The organism is Flavobacterium ardleyense, from assembly GCF_042686085.1.
GTDB classification, from domain to species: Bacteria; Bacteroidota; Bacteroidia; order Flavobacteriales; family Flavobacteriaceae; genus Flavobacterium; species Flavobacterium ardleyense.
On sequence record NZ_JBHUOL010000012.1, the window covers coordinates 420,682 to 436,534 of the forward strand.

Genomic DNA, 15,853 nt, shown 5'->3' on the forward strand with positions numbered 1-15,853 from the left:
TTGTAGTTTAAAAAAGAAGTAGGTATGAATAGTTTTAAAGATATAGATATTTCAATAGTTGTTCCACTTTATAATGAAGAGGCTGTTTTTGATAAATTAATACAACGTATAAAATCTGTAATTAATGATACAAAATTTTCTTGCGAAGTAATATTGGTAAACGACGGAAGCTATGATACAACAGACACTTTAATACAAAAAATTTGTAAAGAAGACATTAGATTTACAGGTGTATTATTATCTAGAAATCATGGTCATCAACTAGCAGTTAGTGCTGGTTTGCAATACGTAAGAGGAAAAAAAGGCGCTATGATTATTGATGGTGATTTACAAGATCCACCAGAATTAGTCAATCAATTTTATGATTTATTACTAACGGGTTATGATGTGATTTATGCAGTTCGAAAAAACAGAAAAGAAAGTTTTATAAAAAAGTTAGCATACTCTAGCTATTATAGATTACAAAAAAAAGTTTCAAACTTTAATATCCCTATAGATAGTGGTGATTTTTCTATGTTGAGCCGAAGAGTTGTTGACACGATGAATATTATGCCAGAGCAAAGTAGGTATTTAAGAGGGATGAGGGCCTGGGTTGGATACAAACAAATTGCTTATGAATACGATAGAGATGAAAGACATGCAGGAGAAACTAAGTACAGTTGGACAAAATTATTTGAATTAGCTTTTAATGGAATTTTTAATTTTAGTGATTTCCCAGTAAAAATTATTACAAGATTAGGTTTTTTAACTGTAATTTTTTCGCTGATTTATTTTAGTTACAATATTTACAGAAAAATTTATTACAATGATGTTCCTCAAGGGTTTAGTGCAACGATATTAGCCATTATACTTTTCTCAGGTGTCCAGTTAATATCGTTAGGATTAATTGGGGAATATGTTTTAAGAATATATAATCAAGTTCGAAACAGACCGCTTTTTATAGTTGATTCTGTTATACAAGAAGGTAAAGAAATTAGTAAATAAAGATGGAGCACGATTATTATAAAGAATACTATGAGCTTGAAAGAAATCACTGGTGGTTTGTTGCAAGAGAGGGAATATTGTCTAATTACATCCATCGATTAATTGAACAAGGAAAACTTTCTTCAAAAGATTTAAAAATACTTAATGTAGGTTGTGGACCAGGAAGAAGTTCAGAATATTTATCTAAATTTGGGAAAGTTACATCAATTGAATATGATGAATTTTGTTGTGAATTTGCTTCAAAAAAAACAGGACTAGAAATTATCAACGGATCAATTACGGAATTACCTTTTGAGGACAATTCCTTTGATCTAGTTTGTGCTTTTGATGTTGTAGAGCATGTTGAAGATGATCAATTAGCAGTTAAAGAATTAAAGCGTGTTACAAAAAAAGGCGCTTTTGTTTTAATAACGGTTCCCGCTTTTATGGATTTATGGAGTCATCATGATGTTATTAATCATCATTTTAAAAGATATAAAATCAAGGAGGTAAATCTACTTTTTGACACTATAAATGATGGAAATAAAGTATTTGACACTTATTTTAATTCATTACTGTTTCTGCCAATTTATTTTTTCAGGAAAGTTAGTAATTTCTTAAAATTAGGGCAAAAAAGAAAAGGTTCTGGGAGTGATTTTGAAGCTTTTAAACCCGGAGTTTTAAATAGAATACTTTATAAAATAATGTATTTTGAGAGTAGTGTTATAAATAGAAAAATTAGATTTCCTTTTGGGGTTTCTATTCTGTATAATTGGAAAAAATTTTAAAAATGTTAAAAAATCGACAAGGTAAGAATATTTTTTTTTCGTTTCTTATAGCAAGTATTGTCTTTTATGTAATTTATGGCATTGTTTCTTTAAATCCAAAAGAAACAGATTGGTTAATGTCTGCTTACCATGATTGGGGAACACATTATCTTGGTGCTGCTTTCTATAGACTTGAACCATGGAGTTTTCCAATAGGTGATATGAGTAATTTGTATTATCCAGTTAGTACAAATGTAGGATTTACAGATTCAATACCTTTGTTGGCATTTTTAACAAAATTATTTTCAGGAATTTTACCTCAAGAATTTCAATATTTAGGAATATGGCTTTTTATTTGCACTTTTTTACTCTCTTATTATACATTTAAAATATGCAATCTTTATAAGCTAAATATTTTTTTTTCTTTTACCACAGTAATTTTAGTTGTTTTAAATCCAGTATTTATTTTTAGAGGAATTCATCCAGCTCTTAGTTCTCATTTTTTAATTGTAGCTTCTATTTATTATTATTTGATCAGAACTAATAAGGATAGTGCATTTAAAATCAATAGATATCAAATTCTAATTTTATTTATTGCTTCTTCGATTAATCCATATATTACGGTAATGATATTTGGTTTTAATATGGCTCTACCTTTAAAGCATTATTTTTTTGAAAAAACGATTAATTTAAAACAACTTCTTTTATTTCCTGTTTTATCTGTTTTTTCAATTTTGTTTTTTTGGATTATTTTTGGAATGATTCAATTTAAAAAATCTACGGATTTAGCTTCTGTTGATAGTTTTAATATGTATAGCTTTAATTTAAATTCATTCTATAATTCTTACGGACATTTTTCTAAATTTCTTCCAAATTTTGGATTTGTAAATGATAAACAATATGAAGGTTTTGCATATTTTGGTTTAGGAATGCTTATTTTAATTCTAATATCTGCACTAATAATTACATTTAGTAAAAGAAAAATTTTCTATATCAAAAATATGAGCTTTCTTCCAATATTAATAATTTGTTTGTTGCAGTTTTTATTTGCAATTACAAACGAAGTAACACTTAATGATAAAGTTTTATTCAAATTACCATTGCCAAGTTTAATCGAAAAATTGGGTTTTATATTTAGAGCAAGTGGCAGATTTGTTTGGCCTTTATATTATTTAATATTTATTTTTTCAATACTTATTTTTTCCAAAGCCAAATTAAATAACTCTTTAAAGACAATTTTTTTCTCCATTATACTATTTATACAACTATACGACATCCAACATTTAATAACTTTTAGAGATTTAGATAATGCCGAATATAATCCACCTATTAATCAAGAAAAATGGAAAAAAATATTTAATAATTTTGAAGAAATAATTACGTATCCACCATTTGAGACATCATTAAATTATCAAATGGATTATCAAGACTTGTGCTTGATTGCATTAAAAACAAATAAACCTATTTCAAACGGATATGTAGCTAGGTCAAACATTGAAGATACAAATAACTTTAAAGAAGAAGTAACAAATAGTATTAATGCAAACCAGCTTTTAAAGGAAAGGCTATACGTAACAACTTTAACCCATTTACATGATTTCTCAAATTTAATAAGTACTAAAAATGTAACCTTTAAAAGAAGAGATAACTTTATTTTTATTTACGATTCAAAACACAAAATTGATAATCTTTTTGACAAGCAAGATCATAAATTTATCGACTCATTAAAACAGCAATTTAAATCAATTAATAAAGTAACAGAGATTAAAGCAGAAATAAAAGAAACAAATGATGTAAAATTTTATTTTGATCAATTTAAAAAACATGATTTAAAATGTTATATCCAAGGTTGGGGTTTTATTGAATCAACTAAAAATAATTCTAAAGATTCAATTTTTATTGTATTAAGTAGTGATTTAAAGAAATATTTAGTCTCAACAAAAATGTATCTTAGACCAGATATTTCAAGCTTTTTTAAAAATGACAATCTCAATAATTCAGGCTTTAAAATTACTTTATCAAATGAAAAATTTGATGAGGGTGAATATTCAATTGGAATTTTAATTAAACAAGAAAACGGTAGTTTGCACTTTAAAAAATCGGATGAAAAATTGGTAATAGCAAAAGAAAATTAACATTTAAAATGATAAAAACACTGAAATAGAAATTGCATAAGAAAACGATATTTCTGTATGCAATAAAGATAGAAACGCATTAATGACGTCACTTGAAATATATAAAAAGGAATAATAAATGAATATTTACTTAAGCAATAAGATTAAAAATATATCCTTATTATTAATGATAATGGTAGTTTTTTTGCATAGTTATAATTTAGACACTAAAGGTTTGAATCAAGTTTTAGTTAATAGCAAAAACTTCATTTGGATGATCCAAAATTTTATTTCATATGGAGTGACTCGTATTGCTGTTCCATTTTTCTTTGTTATATCCGGTTTTTTATTTGTTTTTGATGGTAAAATTTCATTTTTAGAATTAGTTATCAAGATAAAGAAAAGAATTAGAACAGTTTTTGTTCCCTTTATAACTTGGTCGTTATTGGGAATTTGTTTTTACTTGTTTTTACAGCAAATTCCTCAAACAAAATTCTTTTTTACGAATAAATTAATCTATGATTATACAATTAGAGATTTTTTTAATGTATTAATTTATAAGCCTATTCCCTATCAACTTTGGTTTTTAAGAGATTTAATGGTATTAATGATCTTATCTCCACTTATACTGTATTTGATAAAAAGTATGAGGGTAATTTTATTCACAACAGTATTAGTTTTCTGGCTTTTAAATTACGACTCAGTTTTTCTAACCTCAGAGGCTTTACTTTTTTTTCTTGCAGGAATAACAATTAGTGAAAATTTTAAGTATTTTTTAGAAATAAAAATAAAAAACCTAAGCTTACCTATCATTTGGCTTTTCTTATTGATTATGCAATTAGTTTGCATGTTTTACGATTTGAAAGCTTTAAGTATATTATGTTCTAAATTTGCAATATTAATAGGCATTCCATCCTTATGGATATTATATGATGTGCTAAGTGAAAATTTTACTTTTGAAAGAAAAATTGAAAAAATTACATGGGCAACGTTTTTTATCTATGTTTTTCACGAACCTTTTTTATCTTTTATAAAGAAAATAACCTTCTTTGTATTAGGCAAGAATAGTATAATAATTTTTATTAATTATTTTATTGCCCCAATAATTGTTATTACAATAAGTGTGTTTTTTGCGTATTTTTTAAAAGCAACACTACCAGTAATTTATAAAATTTTAACAGGAGGAAGATAATTTTTTCATAATTTATAATTGAATTAAAAAATAGTGTAGATTTGCGACAAAATAAAATAAAAAAATGAAGACAAATAAATTATTTTTAGCATTAGTTATGCTTTTAGTTTTGGTTAGTTGTAAAAAAGAAGATTCAGCAGAAAAAGAAAATCAAACGGATGTAAAAACTAATAATACTTTCATAATTACATTAAATGCAATTGTAAAAAAGGATGATAGTTTTCAGGTTTATTATAAAGATGTTGTTGACGAGCAAGTGGCTTTTGACGAGTCAAATTCAATTTATGTAGATGTAAAAGGAAGTGATTCTGCTCAAGATATTGTTTTTGTTTTACCGGAAGATGCTTATCCGGCTCAAATTAGGTTAGATTATGGTATCAATAAAGATCAATCAGAAATAAAGATTAATTCATTTAAAGTAAATTATTTAAACAATGTAGTTGATTTAAATGCTAATGAGTTTTTTAAGCATTTTATTTTTAATGAGTCAACTTTAGTTAAAGACACTATCAATAATACAATTAAACCTTTGGTTTTTAATAAAGAAGGGTACGACCCAATGTCTTATTCAGAAAAACTTTTAAACGACAAGTTTCAAAAACTTTTAGAATAATAGATATAGGATATAAAAATAAAGGCTGATTTTAAAATCAGCCTTTATTTTTATATCCTATCTTTGTAAAATAAAGTAATTGCATAAAATTGTATACATTTTTTAAAAAGATATTTTTTAATAAAACCATAAAAAACTTTAGTGTTTATGGTTTCGGGCAAGCGGTTAATATCGTTAGTCCATTGTTAATAATTCCTTATTTAGTTGCTGTTTGTGGTATAGATAAACTTGGCGTTATTGCTATTGGTCAATCAATGGCTTATATACTAATTGTTATTGTAGATTATAGCTCCTACATCATTGGAGTAAAAGACATTTCAATTAATAGAAATAACAACTTTGAATTAGAGAAAATAATTACGACAGTATTTTCGTCCAAGTTATTTCTACTTGTTTTTGTACTTTTATTCATTAGTGTTCTCATTATTTTTATTCCTTACATTAATAAAGAAAAAGCAGCTTTTATTTTTAGCGCAACCATAATAATAGGACAATTCTTAAATCCCACTTGGTTTTTTCAAGGAGTTGAAAACTTCAAGTGGATTACAATTATTAATGTACTCTCAAAGTTTATTTACGTTATAGGAGTGTTTTTTTGTATAAAATTAGAAGATGATTTTATTTATGCAAATTTGTGGTTAGGACTTGGCTTAATAATTTCAAACATAATTGGCATATCTTGGATTTTATATAGTTACAAATTTAAATTTCAAATCGCATCACTATCTAATGTTAAGAATTATATAGTTTCTGATTTTTCATTCTGTGTGTCACAACTATTTCTTGCCACAAGAAACTATTCGGCTATACTTATAATTGGTTTTATGGGAGGTGATTATCTAGCGGGTCAGTTTAAAATTATAGAACAAGTAGTGAATCTTTTTAGAACCTACTTACAAATCTTTTTTAAATTCTCTCTAAGTTATGTCTTTTTTGAAATGGATAAAGGTTTTAATAAAGGATTTAGGTTGTGGCAAAAATTTAACCTGAGTAATTTTATAGCTGTCTTGCTTTTAGTTTTTATCGTATTTGTTTTTTCAGAACAAATCCTGCTATTCTTTAAAGTAAAAATAAATGAATTAACCGAATTAAATCTATATTTGCAGATAGCTTTGCTAATTCCTCTGCTTATAGCGATAACGCTTCCCTTGGAGCAATTGCTTTTTAGTTTAGAAAAAAAAGAAGTTTACATAAGAATAACAATTATAATCACTTTATTAAATAGTATAGGATTAATTTTAGCCATGAACTATTTTAAACTGTATGGAGTGTTTATTACGTTAATAGTTACAGAACTCATTTTAATTTTTATTTATTTGAAAACCCTTAATTTATTTTCAACTAAATTAATTAAATCGAAATAAGTTAGTTATGATAAATAAAATTAAGTTACTATATAAAAAGGTTTACCAGAAATGGAACTATGATGTTCATAAATCCCTATTAATTAGTGGGAAAATACTCTCAACATTAAACAATCAAAAAGAGTACATAGAATCATTAGACGAAGTAGAGTTTCAAGTTTTTTCTCAACGAGGTGAAGATGGAATAATACAATATATCATCAATAAAATTGAAATACCAAATAAAATCTTTGTAGAGTTTGGTGTGGAAACCTACACAGAATCCAACACTAGGTTTTTGTTAATGAATAATAATTGGTCTGGGTTAATCATTGATGGAAGTAAAAAAAATATAGATTTTATCAAGAGTGACTTTATTTACTGGAAATATGATCTTACGGCAAAAGAGAGCTTTATTACAAAGGACAACATCAATAATTTAATTTCAGATTACACAAAAAATGAAGACATAGGTTTATTGAGTGTAGATATTGATGGAAATGATTATTGGGTATGGAGATCTATTGAAACTATTAATCCAAGAATTGTTATTTGCGAGTATAATTCAGCATTTGGAGCCAAAGAAAAAATATCAGTTCCTTACAAAGAAAATTTTGTAAGAAGTAAGGAGCATTATTCGGAATTATATTTTGGAGCATCATTAGCTGCATTTTGTGATTTAGCAGAGCAAAAAGGATACGATTTTATAGGTACAACTTCTGCAGGTGTTAATGCTTATTTTGTTAGAAAAGACTTGTCTGCACCTTTTAAAAAATATAATCCTAAAAACGGCTTTAACGAATCGGATAATAGAGATTCAAAGGGTACTAAAGGAGAGTTGCTTTTTTTAAGACATACAGAAAGACTTAAACTTATAGAGCATTTATCAGTTTATGAATTAACATCAGGACAAATCCAATCAATTAAATCATTAAATTTGTAGCATGTTCGCGCAAAAAAACCAAATTTTATATCAGTTACTTTATTTTTTATGTATAGGTGTTGCTTACCTTAACAATTATGAATTGACTTTTGCCGTTTGGTTTGTTACAATTTTACTTACATTACGAACGTCTTATTCTATAACTATTATTCACTATGTAGCTTGTTTTTTAGCAATTCTGGCTATAGCTTTTACGGTTAGTATATTTAGAGATAATTCATTTTATAATATTATTAGAGACACAACATACTTGCTTAAACCCATATTGGGTTTATTTGCAGGATATCAATTATGTAAATTCGAAAGTAAAAAAGCCTTTAGCGTAATTGTTTACACAGGTCTGATAATCTCAATTATACATTTATCAATAATTGCATTTGCTTTTTTAGAATATAAAACTTTAACTGTTAATTTAATTAGACAGGTTGGAGGTTATTTTAGTGATTATGAGATTTATGTACTTTTAATTCTACTTTTTAGTAAAGAATTTCAATTAGACATCTCAAAACAAAAAATAAGATGGTTTATATTGATTGTTGGAGTATCTAGTTTTCTTTATCTAGCTAGAACAAATTTTATTCAATTTTTTATAATCTATTTAGCATTAAAGGGATATTATAAATTAAACAAAAGAGCAATAAGAGTTTTATTAACTACTACTATAATTATTTTAGTTGGATATAGTATTGTGTTGTCTATAAACCCTAAAAGAGGAGGAAAAGGATTTGAAGCTTTTTTGTATAAAGTTAAAATAGCACCAATTGAACCATTTAAAACAAATATAAACAAATCAAACTGGAAAGACTTTAATGATAATTATAGGTCTTATGAAAATATTATAGCCGTTAAACAAGTTTCTAATAATGGTTATTTAGCAATAATATTTGGAGAAGGTCTTGGGGCTACATTAGATTTGGGTAGAAAAGTTTTATCAAACGATGGTGAATACGTTAGGCACATTCCAATTGTGCATAATGGATATATGACCGTGTTTTTAAAATCAGGAATTATAGGAGTTATAATACTATTGTATTTTTTATTTATATTGTTTAGACAAAAGAAATCAATAACTCCTTTAAACAATCACATTAATTATTTACTTATAGGAACAAGTATTTTTCTAATATTGTCTAACTGGGTTTTTTTAGGATTATATCTAAAATTGGATAATAAATCTATTTTAATAGGATATATGATTTATCTTAAAATTATTATTGAAAATGAAAACAATAGTCAAAAATTAAAAAGTGAAAACGAATCAAATTAAAATATTTATAGACTGTCATGTTTTTGATGGAAAACCTCAAGGAACTACAACTTATTTAAAAGGCATTTATTCAGAAGTTTTAAAGAATAGAAGCATTATTTTATTCTTAGCCTCTTTTAACCCCGAAAAACTTAAAAATGAATTCGGAGAAAATGAGAATATTAATTATTTAAAATATCCTTCTAAAAATAAGTTTAAAAGATTATTAATAGATATTCCATTACTTATAAAAAAGCATAAAATAGATTATGCACATTTTCAATATATTGTGCCGCCAATCAAAAATTGTAAATTTATTGTCACAATACATGATGTTTTATTCATCGATTTTCCTCATTTTTTCCCACTTTTATATAAATTAAAAAATTTCCCACTGTTTTATTTAAGTGCAAAAAGATCAGATTATGTTGTTACGGTTTCTAAGTATTCAAAGGATAAGATAGAAGAACACTTTCATTTAAAAAATATACTTATTACACCAAACGCTGTAGATAATGAGTTCTTTGATGACTATTCTAAAGAGGTCGAAGAAAAACATGTACAAAACAAATTTAATTGTAAAGAATATTTTCTTTTTGTAAGCAGAAGAGAACCGAGGAAAAATCATTTAAATTTATTGAAATCATTTGTAGCGTGTAATTATTTTGATAACTATAAATTAGTTTGCATAGGAAGTAAAGATATTAAAGACAAAGCTTTTGACAAATATTATGACTCATTATCAGCTGAAGTCAAAAACAAAGTTGTCTTTTTAGAAAATCTTAATTTCGCGGATTTACTAGCTATTACAAGAGCCGCTAAAATTGCTATTTATCCATCTTTTGCAGAAGGATTTGGTATTCCACCTTTAGAGTCAATTGCAGCTAATATTCCAACTATTTGTTCAAATAAAACAGCAATGTCAGATTTTGAATTTATGCAAGAATTTTTGTTTGACCCTAATTCTGTAGAGGAAATTAGTAATAAAATTAAGTATGCTTTAAATGTTGAACTCACAAATAATCTAAGAGAAATAGTAAAAAAAAGGTATTCTTGGGTTTCATCTGCAGATGTTTTAACTACTATATTTCTTTCGAAAAACAATTTATAAAACATTACTTTTGTACCAATAATCAAATTAAATGAAAATCGGAATTTTAGGAACGCGAGGAATACCAAATTACTATGGTGGATTTGAGCAATTTGCAGAATTTTTCGCTACTTATGCCGCTTTAAAGGGACATGAAGTGTATGTTTACAATTCACACAATCATCCTTTTCAAGAAAAAGTTTTTAATAATGTAAATATTATTCATTGTTACGATCCTGAACATAAAATAGGCACGGTAGGTCAATTTATTTATGATTTGAATTGTATTAGAGATGCTAGAAAAAGAGATTTTGACATTATTCTTCAATTAGGCTACACCAGTAGTTCAGTTTGGTTTTCATTGCATCCAAAAAAAGCAATTGTAATTACAAACATGGACGGCTTAGAGTGGAAACGTACAAAATATTCTAAAAAAGTTCAAAAAGCACTTCAAATAGCTGAAAAAATTGCCGTTAAAAAAAGTGATTGTTTGATTGCAGATTCAATAGGTATTCAAAAATACATTAAAGAAAAATATCAAAAAGACAGTACTTATATTGCCTACGGAGCTCATAATTTTGAAAATCCTAATCCTGAAATTTTAAAACAATATCAAGTTGAAAAAGAACAATTTAACATGATAATGGCTCGTTTTGAACCCGAAAACAACTTAGATATGGTTTTGGAAGGTGTTTCAATTGCTGCAGACAAAACACCAATTTTAGTAATAGGAAATCACAACACTAAATATGGTAGTTATTTAAAAGAGAAGTTTAAATCCTTTTCTAACATTCGTTTTTTAGGAGCCGTTTATAAACTAGAAGACTTAAATAATCTAAGATATTTTTCTAATCTTTATTTTCACGGACATACTGTTGGCGGAACAAACCCTTCGCTTTTAGAGGCAATGGCCTCAAAAGCGTTAATTGCAGCTCATAATAACGATTTTAATAAAGGTGTTTTACAAGAAAATGCACTTTATTTTTCGACTGCAAACGAAGTTAAAAAAATTTTAAATTCAATTAAAAAAAGTGATAACTTGCAATTTGTTGAAAACAACTATGAAGCAATTACAAAATCTTTTAATTGGGAAAAGATAAATGAAGAATATTTACAACTTTTTAAACAATGTTTGGATAGAAATTCAGGAAGAGAACAAGCAAAATAAAGCTTTTATTCCATTTCTATTGTTGTTAATTACCTTGCCAATATCCATGGCAGTAAATAATGTTTTTTTAGGAATATTTCTTTTGGCAGCAATCATTTATCGTCAAAATAATAAGTTTTTTCTTTCAATTTCTCTATGGCTTCCAATAATTTTATTTGTATGGATGGCTATGTCTTATTTTTGGAGTATCGACCTTAAAAGAACTTTACAAGCAATACCTAAAGAACTTTCATTTTTATTAATTCCTTTAGCCTTTGCAATCATTCCCACTTTCACAGCGGCACAAAAAAATAAAATAATTAAATTTTATAGTTATAGCATGGTCGTTTTAATGGTATTCTTCTTAATTAGAGCATTTATACGATTTATAATAACCAAAGAAACAACTGTTTTCTTTTATCACGGACCCGAGAACACTATTGATACTGGTTTGGTCCCTCGATTATTAAACGCTATTCATGTATCTGTTTTTGTTGCCATAGCTTTTTTTTATTTTTTTATAAAAGAATACAGAACAAAACTAGATCAACTATTTTCTGTTTTACTTTTTGTTTTTATTGTATTATTATCTTCTAAGAACATTATAGTAGTATTTGTTTTACTGCTGTTAGTTCAAGTTTTTTTCTATTCTAAAATTGCCAATAGGCTTCGTTTAAGAAATTTAACTATTCTATTAATAATTTTGGGAGGCGTTATTTCTTTCAGCAACATTAAAGACCGATTTTTAATTGAATTTACTAGCAATACAGATAAAAGCTTATCTTCTAATATGTCAGTAAATAATGCTGAAGGAGTAAATGTTATTAGTATTTATGAAGCTTGGAATAATGATAAATTTACACCTAATGACTACTTCCCAGGAACAGCATTTCGTGTGTATCAAATTCGTGTATTCACGGAGTTTTTGTCTGAAGAGTCTATGTTTTGGAAAGGATTCGGGTTGAATGCTTCATTGAATAAATTATTAGAAAAAGAAAACCAACACAATCTTTATCCAGGTTATGGAAACTATAATTTCCATAACCAATATGTGCAAAACTTTGCTGAACTTGGTTTTATAGGTTTTTTAATGTTGCTTGTTTTACTGTTCATCAATACTATAAATGCCTTTAAAAGTAAAAATTTTATCCATATTGCTTTTGCAATTCTAATGATAAGCCTATTTTTGACTGAGTCATTTTTATGGAGGCAAAGAGGTGTTATGTTTTTTGTGCTTTTTTATTGCCTATTTAATACTAAAAATGATATTAAAATGATAAACAATTAAAATGAAAAGAATATTAATCACTGGAGCGGCAGGTTTTCTTGGATCTCATCTATGCGATCGATTTATAAAAGAAGGCTATTTCGTAATTGGAATGGATAATTTAATTACAGGAGATTTAAAAAACATAGAACATCTTTTTAAAGATAAGAACTTCGAGTTTTATCATCATGATATTACTAAGTTCGTGCATGTTCCAGGAAAATTAGATTATATTTTGCACTTTGCATCTCCAGCAAGTCCAATTGATTATTTAAAAATCCCTATTCAAACATTAAAAGTTGGTTCTTTAGGAACTCATAATTTATTAGGTTTAGCACGAGTAAAAGGCGCAAGAATTTTAATAGCTTCGACTTCTGAAGTTTATGGCGATCCATTGGTCCATCCACAAACAGAAGAATATTATGGAAACGTAAACACTATCGGACCTCGTGGTGTTTATGACGAAGCCAAACGTTTTCAAGAATCAATAACAATGGCATATCATACTTTTCACGGAGTTGAAACTAGGATTGTTCGAATCTTTAATACCTATGGACCTAGAATGAGATTAAATGATGGGCGCGTAATTCCTGCATTTATTGGACAAGCACTTCGTGGCGAAGACTTAACTATTTTTGGCGATGGAAGTCAAACGCGTTCCTTTTGTTATGTAGACGATCAAGTGGAAGGAATTTGGAGATTATTACATTCAGATTATCATTTACCAGTTAATATTGGAAATCCAGATGAGATCACTATCAGAGATTTTGCTGAAGAAATTATAAAACTAACGGGAACAAATCAGAAGGTGGTTTATCAGGACTTACCTATGAATGATCCGATGCAAAGACAACCAGATACTACCAAAGCAAAGGAAATTTTAGGTTGGGAAGCGAAAGTTTCAAGAGCTGAAGGAATGAAAATTACTTATGATTACTTTAAGACACTTTCTACCGAAGAATTGTTAAAAGAGGAACACAAAGATTTTACTAAATACATCCACTAATTGAAACAAAAAACCGGTAGATATTCAAGTTACATTAGGCCGACATCAATATTTTTAGATTTATTAATTATAAATTTAATGGTATTGGTTTTTTTGCGTGCTGCAATGAGTAATATTGGCTATCATACTGTTTTATCCGTGTTTTGGTTGATTATTTCATATTATTCAGGTTACTATGAAGTGTATCGCTTTACAAAAGGTATTGAGATTCTAGGTAAGTTATTAAAACAATTTATCCTTATAGGTTTAATCACATTCGCTTATGTTGGATATAAATATAAATACGTTACAAGTCAGGAAATAGGAATTTTTATATTTGCTACGTTTATTTTGGTCGCTTTCGTGAAATTTTTTATTTTTTATTTTCTTAAAAAATACCGGTTGTTATATGGTGGAAATTTTAGAAAAGTGATTATTGTGGGAAATGGAAAAAGTGTTGACGAATTAAAAGATTTTTTTATAAACAACCCTGATTATGGTTATAACTTAACCAATTCATTTGATTTAAAAGGGAATAAAAAACTTGAAATTGGTGAGTGCAAGAAATATGCTATCAACAACAAAATAGATGAAATATACGCGTGTATTACTACGCTGACAGATGACGAAATTGACAATCTAATTTATTTTGCAGATAATAATTTAAAAACAATTAAATTTTTACCCGATAGCAAAAATACTTTTTTAAGAAATTTAGCTGTTGAGTATTATGGTTATATTCCCATAATATCATTACGAACTATTCCGTTAGATATAGAAGTCAATAAGCGGCTGAAGAGATTTTTTGACTTTGTATTTTCGCTATTTATTATTATTAGTGTGCTGTCTTGGTTGACACCAATAATAGCTTTTTTGATAAAATTAGAATCGAAAGGGCCGGTGTTTTTTAAACAAAAAAGAAATGGATTAAATTACGAGGAGTTTTCTTGTTATAAATTTCGTTCAATGCATTTAAATCCTATTGCGGATCTTGAACAAGTTCAGAAAAATGATCCAAGGATTACCGGAGTTGGAAGGTTTATAAGAAAGACTAGTATTGATGAATTACCTCAGTTTTTTAATGTATTGGTAGGTGAAATGTCTGTTGTCGGTCCACGCCCACACATGGTTAGTCATACTGAAATGTATGCAAAAAGCGTTGACAAGTTCATGGTTCGGCATTTTATAAAACCTGGAATTACAGGTTTAGCGCAAACTAAAGGATTTAGAGGAGAAGTTGAAACCGAAACGGATATCATTAACAGAGTAAAATATGATATTTTTTATTTAGAAAATTGGTCATTATTACTTGATGTGAAAATTGTTTTAGCTACTTTAGTGAATGCTGTTAAAGGTGAGGAAAAAGCCTACTAATGAACGGCTTAGTTTCCATAATCACTCCTGCTTATAATTCTGCAAATTTTATTGCCGAAACCATAAAATCGGTACAAGATCAAACCTATCAAAATTGGGAGATGCTAATCGTAGACGATGGTTCTTCAGACGCAACGGAAGCAATTGTGCTATCTTTTTTAGAAAAGGACAATAGAATCCAATTCTATAAATTAGAATCCAATTCTGGACCGGCTGTAGCCAGAAATACCGCCATAGAAAAAGCAAAAGGTGTTTACATGACATTTATAGATGCTGATGATATTTGGTTTCCAACATTCATTGAAAAGAGTATTAAAACCATTCAAGAAACCGAAACTCCTTTCGTATTTTCATCTTATAAACGAAGTAATGAGAAATTAGAATTCGTTTATTCCGATTTTATTGTACCTCAAAAAGTATCTTATAGTGATATTTTGAAATCAAATTCAATTAGTTGTCTGACTTCTTTTATCGATATTAAAGCTTTGGGTAAAAAGTATATGCCACTAATCCGGAAGCGTCAAGATATGGGTTTGTGGTTGAATTATCTCAAAGTAATTCCATACGCCTATGGAATTCAGGAAACACAAGCTATTTATCGCATCAGACAAAACTCGCTTTCCAGAAAAAAATCAGATTTGATTAAGTACCAATGGCAATTTTATAGAGAAGTCGAAAAGTTGAATATTTTCAAAGCGATCTATTATATGACACATTGGATGTATCGTGGCTTTATGAAATACAGAAATTAGAAACACTCGATTTTTTAAGATTGAACTACGATTAATTAGTGAGAATTAGTGAAATTC

General features: G+C 27.4%; 14 protein-coding genes. All 14 read left to right on the plus strand.

What is annotated here, in order from left to right:
- The first annotated feature begins 24 nt into the window (after nucleotides 1–24).
- The 14 genes from ACFSX9_RS07560 (at nucleotide 25) to ACFSX9_RS07625 (ending at nucleotide 15,796) form a co-directional block, all read left to right on the plus strand.
- Nucleotides 25–984, plus strand: coding sequence for a glycosyltransferase family 2 protein (locus tag ACFSX9_RS07560; protein WP_379806264.1), 960 nt, complete (start codon nucleotides 25–27; stop codon nucleotides 982–984).
- 2 nt (nucleotides 985–986) lie between these two features.
- The gene (locus tag ACFSX9_RS07565) at nucleotides 987–1,751 is read left to right on the plus strand and encodes a class I SAM-dependent methyltransferase (protein WP_379806266.1); all 765 of its coding nucleotides are present in this window, start codon (nucleotides 987–989) and stop codon (nucleotides 1,749–1,751) included.
- Complete coding sequence (locus ACFSX9_RS07570) at nucleotides 1,736–3,865, plus strand: DUF6311 domain-containing protein (protein WP_379806268.1); 2,130 nt, start codon at nucleotides 1,736–1,738, stop codon at nucleotides 3,863–3,865. Before ACFSX9_RS07565 ends, ACFSX9_RS07570 begins: the two co-directional genes overlap by 16 nt.
- A gap of 118 nt (nucleotides 3,866–3,983) precedes the next feature.
- Nucleotides 3,984–5,036 (plus strand): acyltransferase family protein, encoded by a 1,053-nt coding sequence (locus ACFSX9_RS07575; protein ID WP_379806270.1) that lies wholly within the window; start codon nucleotides 3,984–3,986, stop codon nucleotides 5,034–5,036.
- A 64-nt stretch (nucleotides 5,037–5,100) separates the two neighbouring features.
- Complete coding sequence (locus ACFSX9_RS07580; protein ID WP_379806272.1) at nucleotides 5,101–5,649, plus strand: hypothetical protein; 549 nt, start codon at nucleotides 5,101–5,103, stop codon at nucleotides 5,647–5,649.
- Nucleotides 5,650–5,738: 89 nt separating this feature from the next.
- The gene (locus ACFSX9_RS07585) at nucleotides 5,739–7,013 is read left to right on the plus strand and encodes an oligosaccharide flippase family protein (RefSeq protein WP_379806274.1); all 1,275 of its coding nucleotides are present in this window, start codon (nucleotides 5,739–5,741) and stop codon (nucleotides 7,011–7,013) included.
- 7 nt (nucleotides 7,014–7,020) lie between these two features.
- Nucleotides 7,021–7,935: a hypothetical protein gene (locus ACFSX9_RS07590; RefSeq protein ID WP_379806276.1), complete on the plus strand. Its 915-nt coding sequence runs from the start codon at nucleotides 7,021–7,023 to the stop codon at nucleotides 7,933–7,935.
- A gap of 82 nt (nucleotides 7,936–8,017) precedes the next feature.
- A complete protein-coding gene (locus ACFSX9_RS07595) occupies nucleotides 8,018–9,202 on the plus strand; it encodes a hypothetical protein (RefSeq protein ID WP_379806278.1) in 1,185 nt (394 codons plus the stop codon).
- Nucleotides 9,183–10,292, plus strand: coding sequence for a glycosyltransferase family 4 protein (locus tag ACFSX9_RS07600; RefSeq protein ID WP_379806280.1), 1,110 nt, complete (start codon nucleotides 9,183–9,185; stop codon nucleotides 10,290–10,292). The genes ACFSX9_RS07595 and ACFSX9_RS07600 overlap by 20 nt, the downstream gene beginning before the upstream one ends.
- A 31-nt stretch (nucleotides 10,293–10,323) precedes the next feature.
- Nucleotides 10,324–11,439, plus strand: coding sequence for a DUF1972 domain-containing protein (locus tag ACFSX9_RS07605; protein ID WP_379806282.1), 1,116 nt, complete (start codon nucleotides 10,324–10,326; stop codon nucleotides 11,437–11,439).
- Between the two features lie 46 nt (nucleotides 11,440–11,485).
- Entirely contained in the window at nucleotides 11,486–12,706 is a 1,221-nt protein-coding gene (locus ACFSX9_RS07610; RefSeq protein ID WP_379806284.1) for an O-antigen ligase family protein, read from the plus strand.
- Between the two features lies 1 nt (nucleotide 12,707).
- Nucleotides 12,708–13,691: a UDP-glucuronic acid decarboxylase family protein gene (locus tag ACFSX9_RS07615; protein ID WP_379806286.1), complete on the plus strand. Its 984-nt coding sequence runs from the start codon at nucleotides 12,708–12,710 to the stop codon at nucleotides 13,689–13,691.
- Nucleotides 13,692–15,044 (plus strand): exopolysaccharide biosynthesis polyprenyl glycosylphosphotransferase, encoded by a 1,353-nt coding sequence (locus tag ACFSX9_RS07620; RefSeq protein ID WP_379806288.1) that lies wholly within the window; start codon nucleotides 13,692–13,694, stop codon nucleotides 15,042–15,044. It begins immediately after the preceding gene.
- Complete coding sequence (locus ACFSX9_RS07625) at nucleotides 15,044–15,796, plus strand: glycosyltransferase family 2 protein (protein WP_379806290.1); 753 nt, start codon at nucleotides 15,044–15,046, stop codon at nucleotides 15,794–15,796. Before ACFSX9_RS07620 ends, ACFSX9_RS07625 begins: the two co-directional genes overlap by 1 nt.
- Nucleotides 15,797–15,853 lie beyond the last annotated feature (57 nt).